Raw genomic sequence first — 22,392 nt, forward strand, 5'->3', positions numbered from 1 at the left:
TGTTCACACCAGGTTGCCCTTGACCCCGGTCGCCCTGATGCCGCGTCCGGCCCCTACCGACGCGGTGAACCATGAGCGGACCGCCCCCGTCGGGATCGCTCGCCGAGAGACCGTCGACGCCGACGGTCACCACGAAGAGCGAGGCGCCGATGAGCACCCCCACCACCACGTCCGTCACCGGAGGCGCCCCCCGCGTCGTCCGCACCCGTCCGCGCGCCGACGGCCGCGTCAACCCGACGACCGAGTACTCCGGTCTCCTCAGCACGGTCCGCGACGCGGGGCTCCTCCGCCGCCGCACCGGCTTCTACTACACGATGTTCGGCGCGCTGGTCCTCGCGCTCGGCGGCATCGTCACCGGCTTCGTCCTGCTGGGCGACTCCTGGTTCCAGCTCCTGCTCGCCGCCGCCCTCGGCATCGTGCTGACGCAGTTCGCTTTCCTCGCCCACGAGGCCTCGCACCGCCAGGTGTTCGAGTCCGGCAAGGCCAACGACGTCGCCGGCCGCACCCTCGCGAATCTCTTCGTCGGCATCAGCTACTCCTGGTGGATGACCAAGCACAGCCGCCACCACGCGAACCCGAACGTGCTGGGCAAGGACCCGGACATCGAGCGCGACGTCGTCTCCTTCACCGCCGAGGACGCGGCCCGCTCGCGCGGCCTCTACGCCTGGCTCACCCGCCGCCAGGGCTACGCGTTCTTCCCGCTCCTGCTGCTCGAGGGCCTCAACCTGCACCTGCACGGCTTCCGCACCGTGTTCGGCAAGGGCAAGGTCGACAAGCGCTGGGTCGAGATCACCATGCTCGTCACCCGCGTCGGCCTCTACCTCGCCGTCGTCTTCTGGGCCCTCCCCCTCGGCATGGCGTTCGCCTTCGTCGGCGTGCAGCTGGGCGTCTTCGGCCTCTACATGGGCGCCTCGTTCGCGCCGAACCACAAGGGCATGCCGCTGCTGCCGAAGGAGGCGCGCGTCGACTTCCTCCGCCGCCAGGTCCTCACCTCGCGCAGCATCCGCAGCACCTGGTTCACCGACCTCTACATGGGCGGCCTCAACTACCAGGTGGAGCACCACCTCTTCCCGAACATGCCCCGCCCGGCGCTGCGCCGTGCGCAGGTCATCGCCAAGGAGTACTGCACCACCCACCAGATCCCCTACACCGAGACCTCGCTAATGGAGTCGTACGCGATCGTCGTCCGCTACCTCAACAAGGTCGGCCTGTCGGCCGGCGGCGACCCGTTCGACTGCCCCGCCGCCTCCGCCTACGGACGCTGAGCACTCCCCCTTCGGAGGCCCCTCGCACCTTCCCGGTGCGGGGGGCCTCCGTCGTTCGCGGGAGCGCAAGGGGGTGCCCCCGCGGGCGGTGGAGTCGTAGCGTCGGGACATGAGCAGCTCCGACTACGACATCGAGCCCACCCCCACCGACACGACCGACGGCACCGACACGACCGACGGCGCGCGCACGCCCGACCCCGCCACCGAGACCGGCACCTCCGCGGGCCTCGACGAGGTCGGCGGCGCGGCCTCCCCCCTGGCCGACGGCGTCGGCGCCGACGGCGTCGGCGCCGACGGCGAGGAGCAGAACCCCCCGCTGCCCGACTGGGGCCCCACCGACGGCGTCCACGGCACCGACGCCGAGACCGACGCCTCGGGCACCGAGCAGCACTGACGCGGCTCCGCGAGGGACCTCCCCGGCCGGTCGGCGAACGTTCCGACCGCGTTCCGAGGAGGTCCCTCCGTGTTCGCCGGAGGGTCGGCCGACGCTCGGTCGGCGCGCCCTACACTGGCGAAATGCAGCCGACCGAACGCGCCCTCCGCGTGATCTCCTACAACCTCCGGGAGCACCGAGCGCACGCCGAGATCGCCCCCCTCGCCGCCCGCCACGACATCGACGTGCTGTGCCTGCAGGAGTGCGACACCACGAAGCTGCCGCAGGAGGTGGGCTCGCTCCGGCTCGCGTCCGTCACGGCCCGCAACCGCCTGGGCCTGGCCGTCTACTACTCGCAGGACCGCTTCGAGCTCTCCGGCAGCGCCGCGTTCGAGCTCAGCAAGTCCATGCACGACCGCGTGATGTCCCCCGCTCACGAGCGCCTGCTGGCCGTCCGCCTCGACGACCGCGACGGCGGATCGATCGCCGTCTCGTCCTTCCACGCCGCTCCGCTCTCGGCCGGCAACGCCCTGCGCCGCAAGCAGATCGACGAGGCGCTCAACCGGTTGCGCGAGTACGCGCCGGACACCCCCTCCCTGATGGTCGGCGACTACAACTACCCGTGGTTCTTCCGCGGACTCGACCGCCGGATGACCCGGAACGGCTACCTGGTCTCGCGGAGCGACTCCCCCACCTACGCGCGCTACCGCTACTTCAGCGGCCACTTCGACTTCGCGATCAGCGACTCCGTGCGGATCGAGCGGGTCTCCACGCTGCCCCAGGGCGTCTCGGACCACCTCCCGGTGATGGTCGACGCGCACTACGGCGTTCCCGCCGCCTGAGCGCGGGGCCCGCGGGCCCGCGCGGTCGGTAGGCTCAGGGGGTGACGACCCTGATCCTCGCCCGGCACGGAGAGACTGTCTGGCACTCCGAGAACCGCTTCGCGGGCTCCTCCGACATCGCGCTGACCCCCCGGGGCCAGGACCAGGCGGCGACTCTGGCCGCCTGGGCCGTCGACGCCGACCTCGAGGCGGTGTACTCCTCCACCCTGGTCCGGGCCGTGCGCACCGCCGTGCCCGCCGCGCGGGCGGCCCACCTCGAGCTGCAGCCCGACCCGGCGCTGGTCGAGGTCGACTTCGGCCGCGGTGAGGGGCTGACCACCGACGAGATGGAGAAGCGCTTCCCGGACGAGTACCACGCGTGGGTCGCGGCGCCGGCCATCCAGCCGATGCCCGGCGGCGAGTCCGGCCTCGACGCCGTCGCCCGCGCGAACACCTCACTCGCGCGCATCCACCGCGAGCACCCCGACGGCCGGGTGCTCGTCGTCGCGCACGGCACGCTCATCCGCCTCCTGCTGTGCGCCTATCTCGGCATCAACCCGGAGACGTACCGGCACACCTTCCCGGTGGTCGACAACGTCTCGCTGACCACGCTGCGCTGGGACGCGACCGGCGTCGGCCTGCTCGGCTACAACGTCCCGCCCGTCCAGACGCAGCGGCGCTCCAGCTGAGCGCAGCGGCCGCTCCGGAGCGGCGCCCGGCGAGCGCGGGCTCGATCGGCCTGGTGCTCGGGTCGGTCGCGAGCGTGCAGCTGGGCGCCTCCTTCGCCGTACTGCTCTTCCCCGCCGCGGGGCCGATCGGCACCGTCACGCTCCGGCTGGTGTTCTCGGCCGTCGTGCTGCTCCTGGTCTGCCGTCCGCGGCTGCGCGGCCACAGCCGGAGCGACTGGGCCACCGTCGCCGCCTACGGTCTCGCCCTCGGCGGGATGAACGCCTGCTACTACGAGGCCATCGCCCGGATCCCGCAGGGCGCCGCCGTCACCCTCGAGGTGCTCGGGCCGCTGACGCTCTCGGTGATCGCCGGGAGGAGCGTGCTGAGCCTGGTCTGGGCTGTGCTCGCGCTGGCCGGAGTGGTGACCCTGTCGCAGGGCGGGTTCTCGGCGCTGGACCCGGTCGGCGTCGGCTTCGCGCTGGGAGCCGCAGTGCTCTGGGCCGCGTACATCGTCTTCGCCGGCCGCACCGGCGGGCGGTTCCAGGGGATCGACGGGCTCGCGCTGGCGCTGGCGGCCGGCGCGATCGTGTCGCTGCCGTTCGGCCTCGCCTCCGCCGGGCCCGCCCTGGTGCTGCCGCCGGTGCTGCTCCTCGGGCTCGCCGTGGCGGTGCTCTCCTCCGCGGTGCCCTACGCGCTGGAGCTGCTGGCGCTGCGGCGCCTGCGCTCCTCGACCTTCTCGATCCTGATGTCGCTCTCCCCCGGGGCGGCCGCGCTCTCGGGCTTCCTCGTGCTCGGGCAGCGCCTCAGCGCCGTCGAGGCCGTCGGGATCGCGCTCGTGGTCGCCGCGAGCATCGGGGCGGTGCGGACCGCGCGGACCTCCGCCTGAGCGGCAGTTCTTTTGTTAGGCTAACTATGTGCCATCGACCGAGACCCTGCAGACCGAGACCCCTCCGACCGACACCCCGCAGACCGATCTCCCGCTGACCTCCCTCGCCGGCGAGGTGCGGGCAGCGGTCGGCCGGCTCGGACGGCGGCTCCGGCAGGAGAAGGCCCAGCACGAGCTCAACGATCCGCAGTTCAGCGTGCTCGCGCTCCTGCACCGCGAGGGCGCGAAGACCCTCGGCGAGCTGGCCGAGGCGGAGCGGGTCCGCCCGCCGTCGATGACCCGCACGGTCGGCTGCCTGGTCGACGAAGGACTCGCGGAGCGCCTGGCCGACCCCGCCGACGGCCGCGTCACCCGGATCCGCCCCACGGAGGCCGGCACCGCACTGGTGCTCGACGTGCGCCGCAGCCGCGACGCCTGGCTCGTGGCGCGCCTCGAGGAGCTCCCTCCCGAGGACCTGCGCCTCCTCCACGACGCGGCGGCGGTCCTGCGCGCGGTGGCCGACCGATGAGCGCGATGTTCCGCTCCCTCGCCGTGCCGAACTACCGCATCTGGTTCGCGGGCGCGATGGTCTCGAACGTCGGCACCTGGATGCAGCGCACGGCCCAGGACTGGATCGTGATCAACGACCTGACCGACCACGACGCGACGGCGCTCGGCGTGACCATGGCGCTGCAGTTCGGACCGCAGCTCGTGATGGTCCCCTTCTCCGGCTTCATCGCCGACCGCTTCGACCGGCGGAAGCTCCTGATGGCCACCCAGGGCGCGATGGGCGCGCTCGGGCTCGGCCTGGGGCTCATCGTCGTGACCGGGGTCGTCCAGCTCTGGATGGTCTACCTCTTCGCCCTGCTGCTCGGCTTCGCCGCGGCGATCGACGCGCCCGTGCGCCAGACGTTCGTCTCGGCGCTGGTCGAGGAGCGCGACCTCACCAACGCCGTCTCGCTGAACTCGGCCTCCTTCAACTCGGCGCGGATGATCGGACCGGCCCTCGCGGGCGTGCTCATCGCCGCGGTCGGCTCCGGCTGGGTCTTCCTCCTCAACGCCGCGAGCTTCCTCGCCGTCCTGCTCTCGCTGCGCGCACTCCACCGCGACCAGCTCCGCAGCGCCCCGCGCGCCACGCGCGGCCCGGGTGCGCTGCTGGAGGGGTTCCGCTACGTGTCGAAGCGGCCGGACATCCTCGTGGTGCTCGCGATCGTGTTCCTGATCGGCACCTTCGGCCTGAACTTCCCGATCTTCGCCTCGACGATGGCGACCGTCGAGTTCGACATGGGGGCGAGCGAGTTCGGCCTGCTCTCCTCCGCCATCGCCGTCGGCTCGGTGCTGGGAGCGCTCCTCTCGGCTCGCCGCGACCGCCCGAGGCTCCGGCTCATCGTCGGCGCCTCCGCGGCGTTCGGCGTCGCGCTCGCGCTGGCCGGCGTCATGCCGACGGTCTGGGCGTTCGCGATCCTGCTCCCCTTCGTCGGCATCGCGGCGCAGACGCTGATGACCTCGGCCAACGGCTACGTGCAGCTCTCGACCGCCCCCGAGATGCGGGGCCGGGTCATGGCGCTCTACATGGCCATCTTCGTCGGCGGCACCCCGATCGGCGCACCGCTGATCGGCTGGGTCGCGAACGCCTACGGTCCGCGCCAGGCGATGCTGGTCGGCGCCGCCTCCGGGATCGCGGCGGCCGCCATCGGACTCGCCTTCCACCTCCGTCTGCGCCGCGCCGCCCGGCTCGCGGCCCCCGAGCCGGAGGCTCTGCCGGCGACCGGCGGTGTCCCCCTGCTGCGCCCGCGCGCCTAGGCTCCGTCGGCCGGTCCGCACGCCGGGCGGATCCGCGGACCGCCCACTCGACGGGTCGCCCCCGACGCCGGGCGCGTCCGCCACCCGCCCTCAGGCCTCGCGGGTGATCTCGACGCGGACGAAGAGCTTCGACGAGCGGGGCCCGGCGAACACCCCGCGCAACGGCGCGATGTCGTTGTAGTCGCGCCCCCGGCCGACGGTGACGTGGCGGTCGCCGATGTCGATCAGGTTCGTCGGGTCGTAGCCGCGCCACGCTCCTCCGCAGAACCACTCGACCCAGGCGTGCGACTCCCCCACCACGGTCTCGCCGATCTCGGCGTGCGGCTTGGGGTGCAGGTAGCCCGAGACGTAGCGCGCCGGGATGCCCACCGAGCGCAGCGCCCCGAGGACGATGTGCGTGATGTCCTGGCAGACGCCCTCGCGCGCGGTCCACGACTCCGTCGCGGTGGAGTGCACGCCGGTGACGCCCTGCCGGTAGGTCATCGCCCGGCCGATCGTCTCGGCGATCGTGAGCGCGGCCTCGCACGGCCCGGCCGCCTCGTCCGCGAGCGAGCGCGCCATCGCCGAGAGGTCCTCCGGCGGCGCGGTGCGGTGGGTCTGCTTCGACTGCTCCACGTACTCGGTGCGCGTCTCGACCTGCTCGGACAGCTGATCCCACCCGGTCGGGTGGTCGGGGTGCTGCTTCGGCCGGATCTCGACGAGCGAGGTCGCCGTCAGCGAGAGCTCGCGGTGGGCGTCGAGCACGTCGAACGACGAGACGCGGGTGCCCCAGTAGTCGGTGTAGGCGTGCACCGAGGTCACCGGCCGGATGTCGAGGTTCGAGAACAGCACCAGCTGCCCGTCCGAGGAGGCGGGGAGCATCCGCGCCTCGTTGTAGGACGCGACCACGTCCCCCGCGTAGGTGAAGCCCGTGGTGTGCCTGATGCGCAGCCTGCTCACAGCGCCTCCCCGATCCAGCTCGGCATGACGTTGGTGGGGAAGTACCGCTGGCGGATCGCCTCGGACGCGGCCGAGGTCGCCTCCTGCACGCTGTCCATGTGCCGCGGCAGGTCCTCGAGGATGTCGGTGATCGGCCGGAACTCCAGCTCGCTGCGGATCCGCCCGAGGACGCGCTGCGCGTCGCCGGAGTGGCCGATGCGGCCGGTGCGCGGCTCGATGTCGCGCATGCACGCCTCCGCCCGCGAGACCGAGAAGAGGATCGAGCGCGGGAACAGCCGGTCCAGGAGGAGGAACTCGGCCGCGTTCCGCGCGCTCGGCACGCCCCGGTAGGTGCGCAGGTACGCCTCGTAGGCGCCGCAGGAGCGGAGGATCGTGGTCCAGGAGGGGCCGCTCGCCTCGGTCAGCGAGCGGGTGGCGAGCAGGCGGGCGGTCATGTCGGCGCGCTCGATCGAGCGGCCGAGCGTGAAGAACTGCCAGGCCTCGTCGCGCGAGGTCGCCGACTCGATGATGCCGACGGCGAGGGCGGAGCGCTCCCTCACCCAGCTGAAGAACTCCGACACCCGCTCGCCCGAGACGCGGCGCGGCATCCGGGTGCGCGTGGTGTTGAGGCACTCCCAGAGCTCGGTCGAGACGATCTCGCGCGCCCGGCGGGCGTTCTCGCGGGCCGCGCCGAGCGAGTAGGCGATCGAGGCGGGGTTCGTGCGGTCGATCGCGAGGATCGCCAGCACGTCGGCACGGGTGATCTCGCCCATGTCGTCGGGCGGGGTCGAGCCCATCACCGACAGGAGCGAGCGGCAGGCCGTGTCCTCGTCGATCCACGGGTCCTCGAGCAGGAGCTGGAGGTGGACGTCGAGGATGCGGGCGGTGCCGTCGGACCGCTCGATGTAGCGGCCGATCCAGAACAGCGACTCGGCGATCCGGGAGAGCATCAGTCGTCCTCCCCCGCCGCGAGCGTCTGCTGCTGCTGCTGGTCCTGGTCGGTGTTCGGCGCGTCCTGCGGCGAGTGGTCGGGCGTGTGGTTGAGCGGGTAGACGATCGGGATGGAGCTGGTGACAGCGGCCTGCTCGGCGACGAGCGCCTGGATGTCGCGCGCCTCGGGCTCGGCGCTGCGCGCCTCCTCGAGGCCGACCACCCAGGTGTCCTTCGATCCGCCGCCCTGCGACGAGTTGACGACGAGCTGCCCCTCCGGGAGCGCGACGCGGGTCAGGCCGCCGGGCAGCACCCAGACGTCGGTGCCGTCGTTCACGGCGAAGGGCCGAAGGTCGGCGTGCCGGGGGCGCATCCCGTCGTCGACGAGGGTGGGGATGGTGGAGAGCTGCACGACCGGCTGCGCGATCCAGCCGCGCGGGTCGGCCTGGAGGCGGGAGCGCAGCTCCGCGAGCTCCTTCGCCGAGGCGGCCGGCCCGACGACCAGGCCCTTGCCGCCGGAGCCGTCGACCGGCTTCACGACGAGCTCGTCGAGGCGGTCGAGCACCTCCTCGAGCGCTAACGGGTCCTCGAGCCGCCACGTGTCGACGTTCTTGATCACCGGCTCCTCCGAGAGGTAGTAGCGGATGAGGTCGGGCAGGTAGGTGTAGACGAGCTTGTCGTCGGCGACGCCGTTGCCGACCGCGTTGGCGATCGTGACGTTCCCGAGCCGGGCCGCGAGCATCAGCCCGGGCGAGCCGAGCATCGAGTCGGCGCGGAACTGCAGCGGATCGAGGAACTCGTCGTCCACGCGGCGGTAGATCACGTCGACCCGGGTCGGGCCGGAGGTGGTGCGCATGAACACCTTGCCGCCCGTGCAGAACAGGTCGCGGCCCTCGACCAGCTCCACGCCCATGAGGCGGGCGAGGAGGGTGTGCTCGAAGTAGGCGGAGTTGTAGACGCCCGGGGTGAGCACGACCACGGTCGGGTCGTCGACGCCGTCGGGGGCGGAGGCGCGCAGTGCCTGCAGCAGCTTGTTCGGGTAATCGCCGACCGGGCGCACCCGCATCGAGACGAACAGCTCGGGCAGCGTCTGCGCCATCACCCGGCGGTTCGAGATGACGTAGGAGACGCCGGAGGGCACGCGGACGTTGTCCTCGAGGACCCGCCAGCCGCCCTTCTCATCGCGGATCAGGTCGATCCCGGACACCTGGATCCGCACGCCGTTCGCGGGGACGATGCCCGCGGCCTGCCGGTGGAAGTGGCTCGAGCTCGAGATCAGCCCGGCGGGGATGACGCCGTCGGCCACGGCGTTCTGCGAACCGTAGACGTCGGCGAGGAACGCCTCGAGAGCACGGACCCGCTGCTTGATGCCGGTCTGCACCTCGTTCCACTCGGCGCGCTCGATCACCCGGGGGACGGCGTCGAGCGGGAACGGCCGCTCCTCCCCCGCGAAGTCGAAGGTGACGCCCTGCGCGAGGTAGGAGGAGGCGAGCGCGTCGGTGCGGCCGCGCAGCTCCTCCTGGGTCATCCGCGCGAGCGAGGAGTAGATGTCGCGGTAGGCGCCGCGGACCCCGTCGGGGCCTCCGGTCGACGCCACGTCGGCGAACATCTCGTCCCAGGGGGTGGCGCCCGTGTCGGGCCGCTCGACCTTCTGGGACCCGTATCCGTCGAAGAGGTCACCCATGGCACGACTCTAGTGCGGGGCGTATTGCGGGGATGTTTCGGGCGGCCGCGGGGCGAGCGGGGCGGGTCGGCGACGTCCGGGCACGGCACCGGCGCCGTCCTCCGACAGGCCGGCGGAGGCCCGGGGATCCACGGGAATAGATCCGGCCGCACGTGGTTGAATGAGGATGTACATGCAAACGCATGGACCAGGCCCCACCGGGCCGGAGGACAGAAGGAGCGCCTGATGCAGTTCGGCATCTTCACGGTCAGCGACATCACGACCGACCCCACGACCGGACGGACCCCGTCCGAGTCCGAGAAGATCCAGGCGACCCTCGCGATCGCGCTGAAGGCGGAGGAGATCGGCCTCGACGTCTTCGCCCTGGGCGAGCACCACAATCCGCCGTTCTGGTCCTCCTCCCCCACCACCACGCTCGGCTACCTCGCGGCGAAGACCGAGAGGATCACGCTCTCCACCGCGATGGCCCTCATCACCACGAACGACCCGGTGAAGCTCGCCGAGGACTACGCGATGCTCCAGCAGCTCGCCGGCGGCCGCGTCGACCTGATGCTCGGCCGCGGCAACACCGGCCCCGTCTACCCGTGGTTCGGCAAGGACATCCGCCGCGGCATCGAGCTGACGATCGAGAACTACGACCTGCTGCACCGCCTGTGGACCGAGGACTTCGTCGACTGGGAGGGCCAGTTCCGCACGCCCCTCCAGGGCTTCCAGTCGACCCCGCGCCCCCTCGACGGCGTCGCGCCGTTCGTGTGGCACGGATCGATCCGCTCCCCGCAGATCGCCGAGCAGGCCGCCTACTACGGCGACGGCTTCTTCGCGAACCACATCTTCTGGCCCGCCTCGCACACCCAGAAGATGGTGCAGCTCTACCGCCAGCGCTTCGAGCACTACGGCCACGGGACCGCCGATCAGGCGATCGTCGGCCTCGGCGGGCAGATCTTCCTGGCGAAGAACTCGCAGGACGCGGTCTCGCAGTTCCGCCCCTACTTCGACAACGCCCCCGTCTACGGCCACGGCCCCTCGCTCGAGGACTTCACGGAGCAGACCCCGCTCACCGTCGGCTCCCCGCAGCAGATCATCGACCGCACCCTCGGCTTCCGCGAGTACGTCGGCGACTACCAGCGCCAGCTCTTCCTGATGGACCACGCGGGACTCCCGCTGAAGACCGTCCTGGAGCAGATGGACATGCTCGGCGAGATCCTCCCCGCTCTCCGCGCCGGCTTCGCCGAGGGCCGCCCCGCGCACGTGCCCGACGCCCCCACCCATGCCTCCCTCGTGGCCGCGCGCGACGCGCAGCCCGCGGCCGAGCCCGTCACCGTCTAGTCAGGAGCTCTCCATGGACACCCGCAGGATCACCGTCCTCTCGGCCGGCCTCAGCCAGCCGTCCTCGACCCGGCTGCTCGCCGACCGCCTGGCCGACGCCGCCGAGTCCTCCCTCACCGAGCAGGGCTTCGCCGTCGAGCGGAGCGTCGTGGAGCTGCGCGACCTCGCGCACGACGTCACGAACAACCTCCTCACCGGCTTCGCGAGCCCCGCTCTGCAGACCGCGCTCGACGCGGTCGCCGGCGCCGACGGCCTGATCGCCGTGACGCCGATCTTCACCACCAGCTACAGCGGGCTCTTCAAGTCGTTCGTCGACGTGCTCGACACGGAGGCGCTGCGCGGCCTGCCCGTGCTGCTGGCGGCCACGGGCGGGTCCCCCCGCCACTCCCTGGCCGTCGACTACGCGATGCGCCCGCTCTTCACCTACCTGCACGCGGCGCCCCTCGCGACCACCGTGTTCGCGGCGACGGACGACTGGGGCGGCGCGACCGAGGACGGACGGGCGCTGCCCTCGCGCATCGAGCGCGCCGGACGCGAGCTGGCGGATCAGGCCGCCCGCTCCTCCCGCTCGGGCTCCACGCCCGACCCGTGGGCGCTCGACGGCTCGTTCGAGGGGATGCTCGGCCGCCGCGGCTGAACGCCCGCCGGGCGGATCGGCCGCTCCTCTCATGGATCGGCCGATCCGTCCAGCCGCGATAACCGCGGCCCTGCCGGAATAGCCTGCCCCCGGGAGCCTGCCGCTGGCCCCCGGAAGGAGGCCGTCATGGGCCTGACCAGCAAGGGGCTCCCCGCGGGGGCTCTCGACCTCTCGCAGCTCGGACGCGCGGTCCTCGACCGCCGCCGCTTCCTCGGAGCGCTCGGCGTCGCCGCCTCCGTCCCGGTCCTCTCCGGCTGCGGCTTCGCCCCCGCGGGCCCCGCGGCGAGCGCCGGCAGCGACACCCTCACCTTCACCACCTGGGGCACCGACGCCGAGCTGGCCGGCTTCCAGCGCGCGATCGACGCGTTCCAGACGGCGAACGCCGGCGCCACCGTGACCCTCAACGCGGTCCCGTACGAGCAGATGTTCACCAACATCGACGCGCAGCTGCAGGCGGGCAACCCGCCGGACGTCTTCCGGGTCCCGTACTACACGTTCGGCAGCTACGCCGGCCGCGACCAGCTCCTGGACCTGTCGGGCTTCCTCGACTCCGACGTCGCCGAGCGGTTCACCGATCCGGCCTGGGCCGCGGTGCAGAGCGGCGGGAGCCCCTTCGGCGTCCCCCACCACACCGACACCTCGCTGATCCTCTACAACACGCAGGTGCTGGCCGACGCGGGCGTCACCTCCTTCCCCTCCTCGCCCGAGGAGGCGTGGACCTGGGAGGAGTTCACCGAGGTCGGGCGGAAGCTGCGCGCCTCGCTCCCCGCCGAGCGCTACCCCTTCGCCTACAACTGGCAGGGCAACGGCGTCACGCGCTGGCTCAGCCTGCTCTTCCAGGCCGACGGCCGCTTCCTCACCGAGGACCTGTCCGGGCCCGCGATCGACTCCGCCGCCGGCCGCGCCGCGATCGACTTCAGCCGCAGCTTCTTCACCGACGGCCTCGTGCCGCCGAGCAGCTCTGTGCAGGCGACCACCTACGCCAGCGACCTCTGGTACTCGCAGACCACCGCGATGACCTTCGCCGGCGCGTTCCTCATCCCCGACGCCGACTCCACCCTCGACTTCGAGTGGGGCGCCACCTACTCCCCGCGCAACGTGCGCGGAGGCGGCGACTTCGGCGGCAACGCCCTCGTCGCGACCAAGGCCGCGAAGAACCCGGAGCTGGCCGCCTCCTTCCTCGCGTTCGTGACGGAGGAGGAGGCGATGCGCGACTTCTGCGCCGGCGCCTCGCTCCTCCCCACTCGCCGCGACCTCACGGAGTCGGGCATCGAGTTCGCCGTGCGCCCCGAGCTCGCCGAGGTGTTCCTCGGCCAGGCGGGCACCGTCCAGGCGTCCGACTCGGCGCAGGTCGCCTCGCCCGACATGGCCGCGATCATCACGGTGCTCAAGGAGCAGCTGGAGCAGGCCTTCGTCGGCGGGCGCAGCACCGAGGACACCATCGCCGGCCTCACCTCCGGCATCGCGGCCGCGACGCAGTGAGCCGGTCGGTCCTCGCGCCGGAGGCGGGCGGTCACCGCCTCCGGCGCACCTCCCGCGCCCCCGCCCGCGAGACGGCGGCCGCCTACGCGTTCCTCGCGCCGAACCTGCTGATGCTCGGGCTGTTCGTGTTCGTCCCCCTGGGCGGCGCGTTCCTGATCGGCTTCCAGCGCACGAACGGCTTCGGCGACGGCGTCTTCGTCGGGCTCGACAACTACGCGCGGCTGCTCGGCGACGGCCTCTTCTGGCGCTCGACGCTGAACACGGCGCTGTTCACCCTGATCGTGACCCCGCTCTCGATGGCGCTGGGCCTCGGCGCGGCGGTGCTGATGAACTCGGTGCTGCCCGCGCGTCCGGTGTTCCGCAGCATCCTCATCCTGCCGATGGCGGTCTCCGGCGTGGCGACGGCGCTGATGGGCGTGCTGATCTTCGACGAGAACAGCGGCGTGCTCGACGGCATGCTCCAGACGATCGGCCTCCCCCGCATCGCCTGGCAGTCCGGCGGAGCGGCCGCCTTCGCCTCCGTGGTGCTCGTCACCCTGTGGTGGCGCACCGGCTTCAACATGCTGATCTACCTGGCGGGGCTGCAGGGGGTGAACCCGGCGCTCTACGAGGCGGCCCGGCTCGACGGAGCGAACGCGTGGCAGCAGTTCCGCCACGTGACGCTGCCGCTGGTCGGCCCGTCGTCGTTCTTCCTGCTCATCCTCAACGTCATCTACTCGTTCCAGGTGTTCGACATCGTCTTCGTGCTCACCGGCGGCGGACCCCAGAACGCGACCTCGGTGCTCGTGACCTACGCCTACGACACCGGGTTCGTCACCCGCGACCAGGGCTACGCCGCGGCCATCGGCATCGTGCTGCTGATACTGACCATGATCTTCACCGCGGTGCAGTGGCGCACCAACCGCTCGAGGGACCTCGTCGAATGATTCGCACGTCGCGCACCTCGCGCCTGCTCCGCCTCGCCCTCGCCCTCGCCGTCTCGGTGGTCATCGTCTTCCCGCTGTACTGGATGGTCGTCGTCGCGTTCTCCTCGCGGTCCGAGCTGCTCGGCGGCACCCTCCGCCTCTGGCCGCGCGAGCTGACGCTGGTGAACTTCGAGCGCGTGTTCTCGTCGTTCCCCGTGGCGACCTGGTTCGGCAACTCCCTCGCGATCAGCCTGGTCACCGCGCTGATCACCGTGACGATCAACCTGCTCGGCGGCTACGCCTTCGCGCAGCTGCGGTTCCGCGGATCCGGAGTGCTCTTCCTCCTGGCCCTGTCGACGCTCACCCTGCCCGTGCAGGTGATCATGGTGGCGCTGTTCCGGCTCGTCACCGACCTCGGCCTCTACGGAAGCTACTGGGCGGTGATCCTGCCGACGGCGGCATCGGCGTTCGGGCTGTTCCTGGCGCGGCAGTTCATCCTCGCGATCCCGCGGGACCTGATCGAGGCGGCCCGGATCGACGGCGCCGGGCACTTCCGCGTGTTCACGGCCATCGTCCTCCCCCTCTCGAAGCCGCTCATCGCCGTGCTCTTCTTCATGTCGCTGCTCGGCTCCTGGAACGACTTCGCCTGGCCGCTCATCGCACTGAAGGAGAACGCGCTGTTCACGCTCCCGATCGGGCTGCTCTTCCTCCAGGGGCAGTTCGGCAGCGACTACGGAGCGACCATGGCGTTCGCCCTGGTGAACGTCGTGCCGATGGTGGTGCTGTTCCTGGTGTTCCAGCGCTACTTCGTGCAGGGCTTCGCGCGCAGCGGCCTCCGCTGACCCCGCGGCGGGGGGTGCGGATCGGTGCGCTGAGCGGCCATTCGTCCCCCCGTCCGGGGCCGGGAGTGTCAATCCCCCCGTTCCGCCGACCCGGCCGGCGCCGCCCCGCGGTACCGTCGTCGCAGGCGCCCACCTCGTGCGCTCCGGAGCGCACCGTTCGAGCGGAAGGCGGGATCGCCATGAGTACCGTCGCCGCGAACGCCGCCCAGCAGAAGGTGGCCGGCCGCTACTACCTGATCGAGCGCATCGGCTCCGGCGGGATGGGCTCGGTCTACCGGGCCCGCGACGAGACCGTGCAGCGCGAGGTCGCCGTGAAGGTGTTCCGCGCGGAGGCCTCGAACCCCGAGGACGTGGCCCGCCAGGAGCGCGAGGTGCGGATGCTGAGCTCCTTCGCCCACCCGGGCATCGTCAACCTCTTCGACGCGGGGCTGCACAACTTCGGCGGCGAGGTCCGCCGCTACGTCGTGATGGAGCTCGTCGCCGACCCCACGATGGAGGCGCGGCTCGAGTCCGGCCCCCTCCCGGCGGCGGAGGTCGCGGCGATCGGCACGCAGCTCGCCGAGGCCCTCGCCTACCTGCACGAGCGCGGCGTCGTGCACCGCGACGTGAAGCCCGCGAACATCCTGGTCAGCGAGGTCGCCTCCAGCGGCTACACCCGCACCGCCAAGCTCACCGACTTCGGCGTGGCCCACTTCATGGACGGCTCCCGCCTCACCAGCGACGGCGTCGTGATCGGCACCGCGAGCTTCGTCAGCCCGGAGCAGGTCGCGGGCGAGCCGATCAGCGGAGCGAGCGACGTCTTCTCCCTCGGCCTGGTCCTCCTCGAGGCGATCACCGGTCACCGCGAGTACTCGGGCACCGTCCTCGAGGCGGCCATCGCCCGCCTCCACCGCAGCCCCTCCGTGCCCGACACCCTGCCGGCGGAGTGGCGGGCGCTGCTGACCTCGATGACGCAGCGGGACCCGGAGAAGCGGCCGACCGCCGACGAGGTCGCGCACCGGCTCCGCGGCGGGATGACGACGGGCACGGCGGCGGCCGCGCCGACCGCCTCGGACTCGCGCGCGGCACGGATCCGGCGCTCCGTGATCATCGGCTCGAGCGTGGTCGGCGTCGGCGCGATCGCGGCGCTGTCGTGGATGCTCGGAGCGCTCGCCGGTCGCTGACCGTTCGGGCGCGGGGCCCTAGGCCTCGCCGGGGAACGCGGGACGGAGCACGATCCGCGTCCAGGCGCCCACGTAGATCCGATCGCCCTCCTCGACCTCGCGGCGCTGACCGGCGGCGATCGGCGACTGCGGGAGCGGCGCCCCGGCCGGGGCGAGGTACGTGCCGTTCGCCGACTGCAGATCCTCGACCCACCAGCGGTAGCCGTCGGTGCTCAGCTGGCAGTGGCGCCGCGAGACACCGGAGTCGGAGCCGCAGTCCACCTGCGGCGAGACGCCGCGGGAGACGGACGGGCGGCCGACGAGCAGGGTGCGCTCGCGGAGGACGACGGTCGCGGGCGGGCCCGGCGAGGGCATGGGGTCGTCGGCGCGCTGCTCGGCGTACCACTCCGGGTCGACCCAGAGCTCGGCGATCCACGGGCGGTCCGGGTCCGCGGAGGCGGCGGCGGGGCGGGCGGAGCCGGTGGCCGGCGCGGACGCGGCCTCCTCCTCCGACGCTGAGGCCTCGGGTGCCGCGTCGGGGGCTGCGGCCTCGGGTGCAGGGGCCTCCGGGATCACCTCGGTCGGCGGAGCGGCGGGCGGCGCGGTCGCGACGGGGGTGTCGAAGCCGGCCTCCTGCTCCGGGACCAGCTCGGTCGGAGCCGCGGGATCGGCCTGCGGCGCGGGCGCCTCGCCCAGGTGCTGGGCCGGGTCCCCCGACGGCGTCGCGGAGCCGCCGACCTCGCCCGGAGCGCGGACGGCGCCGGAGGAGGTGAACGGATCGGCCTCGGGGAGGGAGCCGGTCGTGAAGTCGTAGCCGCAGTTCTCGCAGAACAGGGCGCCGGGCTCGTTCGGGAACGAGCAGTGCGGGCAGACCGAGGGGCCGGTCGGGATCGCGGTGGTCGGCGCGGCGGGAGCGGGCGACGGGGCCGCAGCGGCACCGATGGGCGCCCCGCAGATGTCGCAGTAGTCGCCGGACTGCGAGGTGTGCCCCTCGGGACAGCGGAAGCTCACTTGCGCACCCGCGTGGTCTTGGTCGACGCGGTGTCCAGCGCCATCTCGTCGAGGCGGTCCACGCCGCGCTTGAGCCGCACGGTGCCCTCGTTCGGGTTGTCGATCTCGACGACCTTCCGCAGCTTCGCGGTCGCCTCGTCGTTCCCGGTGACGGAGGCGAGCTGCACCGCCCGCCCGAGCTTGACCGTGGCGGTCGCCTCGTCGCCCCGCGCCTTGGCCGCGAGCCCGTCCTGGATCGCGGAGGCGAGCTCGGTCTGGCCGGTGTAGTGGGCGACGGCGGGGTCGATGCGGGCGGTCAGGGCGGAGTCGTCCGTCCAGCGCGCCTTCACCAGGGCGGAGGCGACCACCTCGTCGCGCACGCTGAGCTGCACCCGCGCGGCGAGCTGCTCCGAGCCGACCGGCTTCGACGCGACCCGGACCGCCACGTGGTACTCCCGCGACTCGTCGCCCCAGGCGCCGGTCGGGTAGGCGCCGGTGAGCGGGTTCACGGCGTTCCGCCGGGAGCTGAGGTCCTCGAGGTTCGGCGCGACCTGGCGGACGAAGAGCAGCTGCGCGCCCTGCGGAGTCCAGACGCGGAGCTCGCCGTTGGCGACTCCCCGGCCCATCGACGCCCGCATCAGCGACTCGAAGTCGGCGGCCATGTCGGCCGGGTTCGCGATCAGGCCCACGGTGCCCAGCAGGGCGCTCGCGATGGTGCGCGCCTCCTCGACGATCCAGCGGGAGCCGACGCCGCGCACGTCGCACTGGAAGTCGCCCGACGCCGCGCGGATCGCCGCGTCCAGCTGCATCCGCGACTCGTGCTCGTTCTTGCCGTCGGTGAGGAGGATCGCGTGCCTCTGCGTCGCCTCCGCCACGGTCGCGAACAGCTGGCGGGCGAGGGTCAGCCAGGTGCCCATCGCGGTGCCGCCGTCGGCCTGGAGGTAGCCGATCGCCTCCTTCGCCGCGGCCCGCGCCCCCGGCTCCATCCGCACCATCGAGACGGTGGCATTGGGGTAGGGGAAGGCGCGGTCGGCGCGCTCGGATCCGGCCACGACGGCGAAGAAGGTGCCGTCCAGGATCTGGTCGACGGCCACGGCGGCGGCGCGCTTCGCGGCCGTCATGTTCTCGCCGGTCATCGATCCGGAGCAGTCGACGATGATGATCTCGGCCGCGGCCCCGTCGGACCCGGCGACCCCCGTGCCGGACGCGGTCACCGTGACGATGGCGTGCACGTCGGTGGCGCCGTCCGAGAGGAACTCGTTCTGGAAAACACTCGCGCTGAACTCCGCCATTCCGGCAGTTTACGGGGACGCCCGGCCCGAGCGGCCCTCCATCGCCGAGGATCGGCCGGGCATCGCGGCCCGACGCCTGCACGACAGCTGTCGGGGCGGGCGGAGGCGGGTCGAGCGCCGCCGGAGCGCCCCCGTCAAGCCCGCCGCGACCGGACGCCGCCGATGCCAGGGTGGAGCCGTGCCTCCCTGGACCCTCGCCCTCGCCAGCGGCGCCATCGGCGGCGCCACCCTCCTGATCGGCGCCGCGCTCGCCTGGTTCGTGCGCGTGCCCCCGAAGCTCACCGCCGCGATCTCCGCCTTCGGAGCAGGGGTGCTGATCTCGGCGCTCGCCTACGAGCTCGTGCAGGAGGCGGCGGACGACGGAGGACTGCTCCCGACGATCCTCGGCACGCTCGCGGGAGCCGTCGTCTTCGTCGGCGCGGACGCGCTGCTCACCCGCGCCGGCGCGGGGAACCGCAAGAGCGCGAAGGGGTCGGGCGGAGGAGGAGGCGCGGCCATCGCGGCCGGCGCCCTGATCGACGGGGTCCCCGAATCGATCGTGCTCGGCCTCTCGGTCGCCCAGGGCGGAGCGGGAGCGGCGATCAGCGTGCCCATCGTCGCCGCGGTCGCGATCTCGAACCTCCCCGAGGGACTGTCCTCGACGGTCGGCATGAAAGCCGACGGCCGCTCCGCCCGCTACGTCTTCACCGTCTGGGGCGGGATCGCCGCGATCTCGGCCGCCGCAGCGCTGGTCGGCTTCCTGGTCTTCGCCGCCGCACCGGGCGCGGTCGTGGCCTTCGTGACGACCGTCGCCGCCGGCGCGATCCTCGCCATGATCTCGAACACGATGATCCCCGAGGCGTTCGACCGCGACGACGTGCTCACCGGGCTGTACGCGGTCCTCGGGTTCGTGACGGCGTTCGCCTTGCACAGTGCTGGTTAGGACGCCGCTCCCCGCGCGGCGTCCCGCAGTCGGCTCGAGCGCATGGCCGGGTCCCGAGGAGCGGGATGCGCACGGCGACGCGGATCCGCTGGAACGCGGATCCCCGGATACGCCTCGCGACGGCGCCGCTCCCCGCGCGGCGTCCCGCAGTCGGCTCCAGCGCATGGCCGGGTCCCGAGGAGCGGGTCGCGCACGGCGACGCGGATCCGCTGGAACGCGGATCCCCGGATACGCGTCGCGACGGCGCCGCTGCCTTCGCGGCATCCTGCAGTCGGCTCCAGCGCGGGGCCGGGTCCCGAGGAGCGGGTCGCGCACGGCGACGCGGATCCGCTGGAACGCGGATCCCCGGATACGCCTCGCGACGGCGCCGCTGCCTTCGCGGCATCCCGCAGTCGGCTCCAGCGCGGGGCCGGGTCCCGAGGAGCGGGTCGCGCACGGCGACGCGGATCCGCTGGAACGCGGATCCCCGGATACGCCCCGCGAGGACGCCGCTCCCCGCGGAACGGAGTGCGGTCAGCCGCTGAAGGCGGTGAGGGCGTCGTCGAGGATGCCGAGGCCGCGGGCGACCTCGGCGGAAGTGATGACGGCCGGCGGGACCACGTGGATCCGGTTGTCTGCGGTGAAGGGCAGGAGACCGCGGGACAGCAGGTCGGTCTTGAGGCGGGCGACGGAGGCCGCCGGCAGCGGGGTGCGCGCGGCCCGGTCGGTGACCAGCTCCAGGGCCCAGAACACTCCGGAGCCCCGGACCTCGCCGATCAGGTCGTGCTTCGCCTCGAGCGCCGCCAGGCCGGGGGCCAGGTGCTCCGAGCCGATGGTGCGCGCGTTGTCGACGATCCCCTCCTCCTCCATGGCCTCGAGCGTCGCGACGACGCTGGCCGCGGCGAGCGGGTGGCCCGAGTAGGTGAGACCGCCGGGGAAGACGCGCTCATCGAAGTGGTGGGCGATCGGATCCGAGATGACGACGCCGCCGATCGGGACGTAGCCGGAGTTGACGCCCTTCGCGAAGGTGATCAGGTCGGGGCGCACGTCGAAGGCGTCGAAGGCGAACCACTCCCCCGTGCGGCCGAAGCCCGCCATGACCTCGTCGAGGATCAGCTGGATGCCGTACCGGTCGGCGATCTCGCGCACACCCGCGAGGTAGCCGGGCGGCGGCGTGAGCACGCCGGCGGTGCCGGGGATGGTCTCGAGGAGGAACGCGGCGATCGACTCCGGCCCCTCCGCCTGCACGACGCGCTCGAGGTGGTGGAGGGCGCGCTCGCACTCCTGCTCGAAGGTCTCGGCCCAGAACTCGCTGCGGTACAGGTAGGGCCCGAAGGCGTGCACGTGCCCGCGGGAGTACTCGTTCGGAATGCGGCGCCAGTCGCCGGTCGAGACGATCGCCGCTCCCGTGTTGCCGTGGTACGAGCGGTACAGCGAGACGACCTTGTCGCGGCCGGTGAACAGCCGCGCCATGCGGATCGCGTTCTCGTTCGCGTCCGCGCCGCCGTTGGTGAAGAAGACCTTCTCCATGCCCTCGGGCGCCCGCTCGGTGATCAGGCGGGCCGCCTCGGCGCGGGTCTCGTTCGCGTAGGCCGGGCCGACGGTGGTGAGGACGCCCGCCTGCTCCTGGATCGCGGCGACGACCTTCGGGTGCTGGTAGCCGATGGTGACGTTCACGAGCTGGCTCGAGAAGTCGAGGTAGCGGGTGCCGTCGACGTCCCAGACCTCGGCGCCGAGACCGCCCGCGATCGGCAGCGGATTCAGCGCGCCCTGCGCCGACCAGGAGTGGAAAACGCGGGACCGGTCGGCGGCGGTGACCGAGGCGTTGTCGCGGACGGTGGGGGCGGTCGAGGACGTCATGGTCTCCATCGTGCCGCGCGCGCCTCGGAAGCGGGCGTGCGGATCCGTTGATGCGCGGACCCTACGATGGACGGAACGTCGAAGGGAGCCGCGCATGCCCGCGACCGTCCGCGATCTTCTGGCCGAACCGGCCTTCCGCCTCCGCGTGCTCGCCGGCGTCCACGACGAGGCCGACCTCGACGCCCCTCTGGTGTGGGCGCACTCCTCGGACCTCGTCGATCCGACGCCCTGGCTCGAGTCGGGCCAGCTGCTGCTGACCGACGGCGTCCACTTCACCGGGCACGACAGCGCCGAGTTCTCGGAGGAGTACGTCGCCCGGCTGCGCGGCCGCGGCATCCGCGCGCTCGGCTTCGCCACCCGCATCGTGCACGACGAGGTGCCCGCCGCTCTCGTCACGGCGTGCGAGCGCCAGGGCCTGCCGCTGCTGGAGGTGGCGGACCTGACTCCGTTCATGGGGATCATCCGCTTCGTCGCCGACGTGATCTCGCGGGAGCAGCGCGAGCGGCTGGAGTGGTCGCTCGAGGCGCAGCGGCGGGTCGCCCGCGCGGCGCTGCGGCCGGACGGGCTCGCGGCGATCCTCACCGAGCTGGAGCGGCAGCTGGACTGCTGGGTCGCCCTCTACGACGCGGCCGGGCAGAGGGTGCACCTGCCCACCCGGCTCGACGTGCCGGCGGAGGAGGCGGTCGCCGCGGCCGCGAGGCACGCCCTGACCCGCGGCAGCCGAGCGGGACTCCGACTCGACGACGGCGGCGGAGTGACGCTGCAGACGATCGGGCGCCGCGACCACCTGCGCGGGGTGCTCGCCGTGGGCACCGGCACGCCCCTGGACCCGGCGGGCAGCGACCTCGTCGCGAGCGTCATAGCCCTGGCGAGCATCGCGCTGGAGCAGCGGCGCGCGTTGGACTCCTCCCGCCGGCAGCTGCGCTCCGGACTGCTCGAGCTGCTGGCCGCGGGAGCCTTCGACGTCGCCGAGAGCACCGCACGGCGCCTGGGGAGCCCGCTGCCCGCCGAGCCCGTGCGGGTGGTCGTGCTGAGCGCGCCCGTGTACGGCGACTCGCTCCTCGACGAGCTGGAGGTCGTGGCGGAGGAGGACGGCGCGCGCCTGTTCTTCGCCGAGAGGGACGGCTCGCTCGTCGCCGTCGCCGCCGCCGACGGACTCGAGCCGCTGACCGCCGTGCTGGAGCGGCACGGCGCGAGCGCCGGCGCCTCCGCCCCGATCGGCTGGTCGGACCTGGACCGGGGCCTCGAGGAGGCGCGGCGCGCCGCCGAGCGGACAGGAGACGGGACGGTGGTCCGCTTCGAGGACGTCGCCGCCGAGGGGATGATCGGGCTCCTCGCCGCCGCCGGAGCAGCACCGCTCGCCCGCCGGATGCTCTCACCGCTGCTGACCCCCGAGGGAGCCGTGCTGCTCGAGAGCGCCCGCGTCTGGCTCCGCCGCAACGGCGCCTGGGAGCCCGCCGCCCGCGACCTCGGCGTGCACCGTCACACCCTCCGCAACCGCATCACCGCCGTCGAGCGCGCCCTCGGCCTCGACCTCGACGACGTCTCCGCCCGCACCGAGCTCTGGACGGCGCTGCGGCTCCACTCGTAGCCGATCTCCTCCTGGCGTCGTCGATCGGCCGCGGTCGGCCGGGGAGGGTGGTCGCGCTGGGAAGAGCGGGTCGCGTACCGCGCACGACGATCCGCT

General features: G+C 72.8%; 21 protein-coding genes. 15 read left to right on the forward strand and 6 right to left on the reverse strand.

Annotated features, from left to right (window positions below):
• Window positions 1-149: 149 nt before the first annotated feature.
• The 7 genes from C5D04_RS12150 to C5D04_RS12180 all read left to right on the forward strand — a co-directional run bounded on the left by C5D04_RS12150 (window position 150) and on the right by C5D04_RS12180 (window position 5,796).
• Window positions 150-1,265 carry an acyl-CoA desaturase gene (locus C5D04_RS12150; RefSeq protein WP_104226226.1) on the forward strand — a complete coding sequence of 372 codons (1,116 nt, stop codon included), beginning with the start codon at window positions 150-152 and terminating at the stop codon, window positions 1,263-1,265.
• 109 nt (window positions 1,266-1,374) lie between these two features.
• On the forward strand, window positions 1,375-1,659 hold the full coding sequence (locus C5D04_RS12155) for a hypothetical protein (RefSeq protein WP_104347768.1): 285 nt from the start codon (window positions 1,375-1,377) through the stop codon (window positions 1,657-1,659).
• Between the two features lie 122 nt (window positions 1,660-1,781).
• Entirely contained in the window at window positions 1,782-2,480 is a 699-nt protein-coding gene (locus tag C5D04_RS12160; protein WP_104223855.1) for an endonuclease/exonuclease/phosphatase family protein, read from the forward strand.
• 41 nt (window positions 2,481-2,521) lie between these two features.
• Window positions 2,522-3,148 carry a histidine phosphatase family protein gene (locus tag C5D04_RS12165; protein WP_104223854.1) on the forward strand — a complete coding sequence of 209 codons (627 nt, stop codon included), beginning with the start codon at window positions 2,522-2,524 and terminating at the stop codon, window positions 3,146-3,148.
• Window positions 3,149-3,201: 53 nt separating this feature from the next.
• Window positions 3,202-4,014 carry a DMT family transporter gene (locus tag C5D04_RS12170; protein WP_258068907.1) on the forward strand — a complete coding sequence of 271 codons (813 nt, stop codon included), beginning with the start codon at window positions 3,202-3,204 and terminating at the stop codon, window positions 4,012-4,014.
• A gap of 28 nt (window positions 4,015-4,042) precedes the next feature.
• Window positions 4,043-4,522, forward strand: coding sequence for a MarR family winged helix-turn-helix transcriptional regulator (locus C5D04_RS12175; RefSeq protein ID WP_258068908.1), 480 nt, complete (start codon window positions 4,043-4,045; stop codon window positions 4,520-4,522).
• Entirely contained in the window at window positions 4,519-5,796 is a 1,278-nt protein-coding gene (locus C5D04_RS12180) for an MFS transporter (RefSeq protein ID WP_104246866.1), read from the forward strand. The genes C5D04_RS12175 and C5D04_RS12180 overlap by 4 nt, the downstream gene beginning before the upstream one ends.
• A gap of 90 nt (window positions 5,797-5,886) precedes the next feature.
• Here the strand turns inward: C5D04_RS12180 and C5D04_RS12185 are convergent, their stop codons facing one another.
• The 3 genes from C5D04_RS12185 to C5D04_RS12195 are packed head-to-tail and all read right to left on the reverse strand — an operon-like array spanning window position 5,887 to window position 9,328.
• A complete protein-coding gene (locus tag C5D04_RS12185; RefSeq protein ID WP_104292250.1) occupies window positions 5,887-6,735 on the reverse strand; it encodes a transglutaminase family protein in 849 nt (282 codons plus the stop codon).
• On the reverse strand, window positions 6,732-7,664 hold the full coding sequence (locus C5D04_RS12190) for an alpha-E domain-containing protein (protein WP_104292249.1): 933 nt from the start codon (window positions 7,662-7,664) through the stop codon (window positions 6,732-6,734). Before C5D04_RS12190 ends, C5D04_RS12185 begins: the two co-directional genes overlap by 4 nt.
• Window positions 7,664-9,328 carry a circularly permuted type 2 ATP-grasp protein gene (locus tag C5D04_RS12195; protein ID WP_104347769.1) on the reverse strand — a complete coding sequence of 555 codons (1,665 nt, stop codon included), beginning with the start codon at window positions 9,326-9,328 and terminating at the stop codon, window positions 7,664-7,666. Before C5D04_RS12195 ends, C5D04_RS12190 begins: the two co-directional genes overlap by 1 nt.
• Before the next feature lie 225 nt (window positions 9,329-9,553).
• Between C5D04_RS12195 and C5D04_RS12200 the strand changes: the two genes are divergently transcribed.
• The 6 genes from C5D04_RS12200 to C5D04_RS12225 all read left to right on the forward strand — a co-directional run bounded on the left by C5D04_RS12200 (window position 9,554) and on the right by C5D04_RS12225 (window position 15,683).
• Window positions 9,554-10,654 (forward strand): LLM class flavin-dependent oxidoreductase, encoded by a 1,101-nt coding sequence (locus C5D04_RS12200; protein WP_104347770.1) that lies wholly within the window; start codon window positions 9,554-9,556, stop codon window positions 10,652-10,654.
• Window positions 10,655-10,667: 13 nt separating this feature from the next.
• Entirely contained in the window at window positions 10,668-11,291 is a 624-nt protein-coding gene (locus C5D04_RS12205) for an FMN reductase (protein WP_104249848.1), read from the forward strand.
• Window positions 11,292-11,417: 126 nt separating this feature from the next.
• Window positions 11,418-12,773 carry a sugar ABC transporter substrate-binding protein gene (locus C5D04_RS12210; RefSeq protein WP_104246873.1) on the forward strand — a complete coding sequence of 452 codons (1,356 nt, stop codon included), beginning with the start codon at window positions 11,418-11,420 and terminating at the stop codon, window positions 12,771-12,773.
• Entirely contained in the window at window positions 12,770-13,699 is a 930-nt protein-coding gene (locus tag C5D04_RS12215; RefSeq protein ID WP_258067535.1) for a carbohydrate ABC transporter permease, read from the forward strand. The genes C5D04_RS12210 and C5D04_RS12215 overlap by 4 nt, the downstream gene beginning before the upstream one ends.
• On the forward strand, window positions 13,696-14,520 hold the full coding sequence (locus C5D04_RS12220; RefSeq protein ID WP_104233145.1) for a carbohydrate ABC transporter permease: 825 nt from the start codon (window positions 13,696-13,698) through the stop codon (window positions 14,518-14,520). Before C5D04_RS12215 ends, C5D04_RS12220 begins: the two co-directional genes overlap by 4 nt.
• A 179-nt stretch (window positions 14,521-14,699) precedes the next feature.
• On the forward strand, window positions 14,700-15,683 hold the full coding sequence (locus C5D04_RS12225) for a serine/threonine-protein kinase (RefSeq protein ID WP_104295296.1): 984 nt from the start codon (window positions 14,700-14,702) through the stop codon (window positions 15,681-15,683).
• 18 nt (window positions 15,684-15,701) lie between these two features.
• On the opposite strand, the gene C5D04_RS12230 is transcribed toward C5D04_RS12225, so the two are convergent.
• Window positions 15,702-16,673 (reverse strand): FHA domain-containing protein, encoded by a 972-nt coding sequence (locus C5D04_RS12230; RefSeq protein ID WP_104347771.1) that lies wholly within the window; start codon window positions 16,671-16,673, stop codon window positions 15,702-15,704.
• Window positions 16,670-17,944, reverse strand: coding sequence for a VWA domain-containing protein (locus C5D04_RS12235; RefSeq protein ID WP_104295294.1), 1,275 nt, complete (start codon window positions 17,942-17,944; stop codon window positions 16,670-16,672). The genes C5D04_RS12230 and C5D04_RS12235 overlap by 4 nt, the downstream gene beginning before the upstream one ends.
• 178 nt (window positions 17,945-18,122) lie before the next feature.
• On the opposite strand from C5D04_RS12235, the gene C5D04_RS12240 reads away from it, so the two are divergent.
• Window positions 18,123-18,866, forward strand: a complete 744-nt coding sequence (locus tag C5D04_RS12240) for a ZIP family metal transporter (protein WP_104233141.1) — start codon at window positions 18,123-18,125, stop codon at window positions 18,864-18,866.
• Window positions 18,867-19,379: 513 nt separating this feature from the next.
• Here C5D04_RS12240 and C5D04_RS12245 read toward each other — a convergent pair.
• A complete protein-coding gene (locus C5D04_RS12245) occupies window positions 19,380-20,705 on the reverse strand; it encodes an aspartate aminotransferase family protein (protein ID WP_104347772.1) in 1,326 nt (441 codons plus the stop codon).
• 94 nt (window positions 20,706-20,799) lie between these two features.
• On the opposite strand from C5D04_RS12245, the gene C5D04_RS12250 reads away from it, so the two are divergent.
• On the forward strand, window positions 20,800-22,296 hold the full coding sequence (locus tag C5D04_RS12250) for a PucR family transcriptional regulator (RefSeq protein ID WP_181137708.1): 1,497 nt from the start codon (window positions 20,800-20,802) through the stop codon (window positions 22,294-22,296).
• The last annotated feature ends 96 nt before the right edge of the window (window positions 22,297-22,392 follow it).

Origin of the sequence: Rathayibacter sp. AY1D2, from assembly GCF_002932695.1 — a bacterium.
Lineage (GTDB): Bacteria > Actinomycetota > Actinomycetes > Actinomycetales > Microbacteriaceae > Rathayibacter.

Bases quoted from the DNA above. Each gene is read 5' to 3' on its own strand.
- C5D04_RS12200 (WP_104347770.1), top strand. From the start codon at position 9,554: ATGCAGTTCGGCATCTTCACGGTCAGCGACATCACGACCGACCCCACG.
- C5D04_RS12225 (WP_104295296.1), top strand. From the start codon at position 14,700: ATGAGTACCGTCGCCGCGAACGCCGCCCAGCAGAAGGTGGCCGGCCGC.
- C5D04_RS12210 (WP_104246873.1), top strand. From the start codon at position 11,418: ATGGGCCTGACCAGCAAGGGGCTCCCCGCGGGGGCTCTCGACCTCTCG.
- C5D04_RS12250 (WP_181137708.1), top strand. From the start codon at position 20,800: ATGCCCGCGACCGTCCGCGATCTTCTGGCCGAACCGGCCTTCCGCCTC.
- C5D04_RS12220 (WP_104233145.1), top strand. From the start codon at position 13,696: ATGATTCGCACGTCGCGCACCTCGCGCCTGCTCCGCCTCGCCCTCGCC.
- C5D04_RS12180 (WP_104246866.1), top strand. From the start codon at position 4,519: ATGAGCGCGATGTTCCGCTCCCTCGCCGTGCCGAACTACCGCATCTGG.
- C5D04_RS12190 (WP_104292249.1), bottom strand. From the start codon at position 7,664: ATGCTCTCCCGGATCGCCGAGTCGCTGTTCTGGATCGGCCGCTACATC.
- C5D04_RS12150 (WP_104226226.1), top strand. From the start codon at position 150: ATGAGCACCCCCACCACCACGTCCGTCACCGGAGGCGCCCCCCGCGTC.
- C5D04_RS12205 (WP_104249848.1), top strand. From the start codon at position 10,668: ATGGACACCCGCAGGATCACCGTCCTCTCGGCCGGCCTCAGCCAGCCG.
- C5D04_RS12235 (WP_104295294.1), bottom strand. From the start codon at position 17,944: ATGGCGGAGTTCAGCGCGAGTGTTTTCCAGAACGAGTTCCTCTCGGAC.
- C5D04_RS12155 (WP_104347768.1), top strand. From the start codon at position 1,375: ATGAGCAGCTCCGACTACGACATCGAGCCCACCCCCACCGACACGACC.
- C5D04_RS12195 (WP_104347769.1), bottom strand. From the start codon at position 9,328: ATGGGTGACCTCTTCGACGGATACGGGTCCCAGAAGGTCGAGCGGCCC.
- C5D04_RS12160 (WP_104223855.1), top strand. From the start codon at position 1,782: ATGCAGCCGACCGAACGCGCCCTCCGCGTGATCTCCTACAACCTCCGG.
- C5D04_RS12245 (WP_104347772.1), bottom strand. From the start codon at position 20,705: ATGACGTCCTCGACCGCCCCCACCGTCCGCGACAACGCCTCGGTCACC.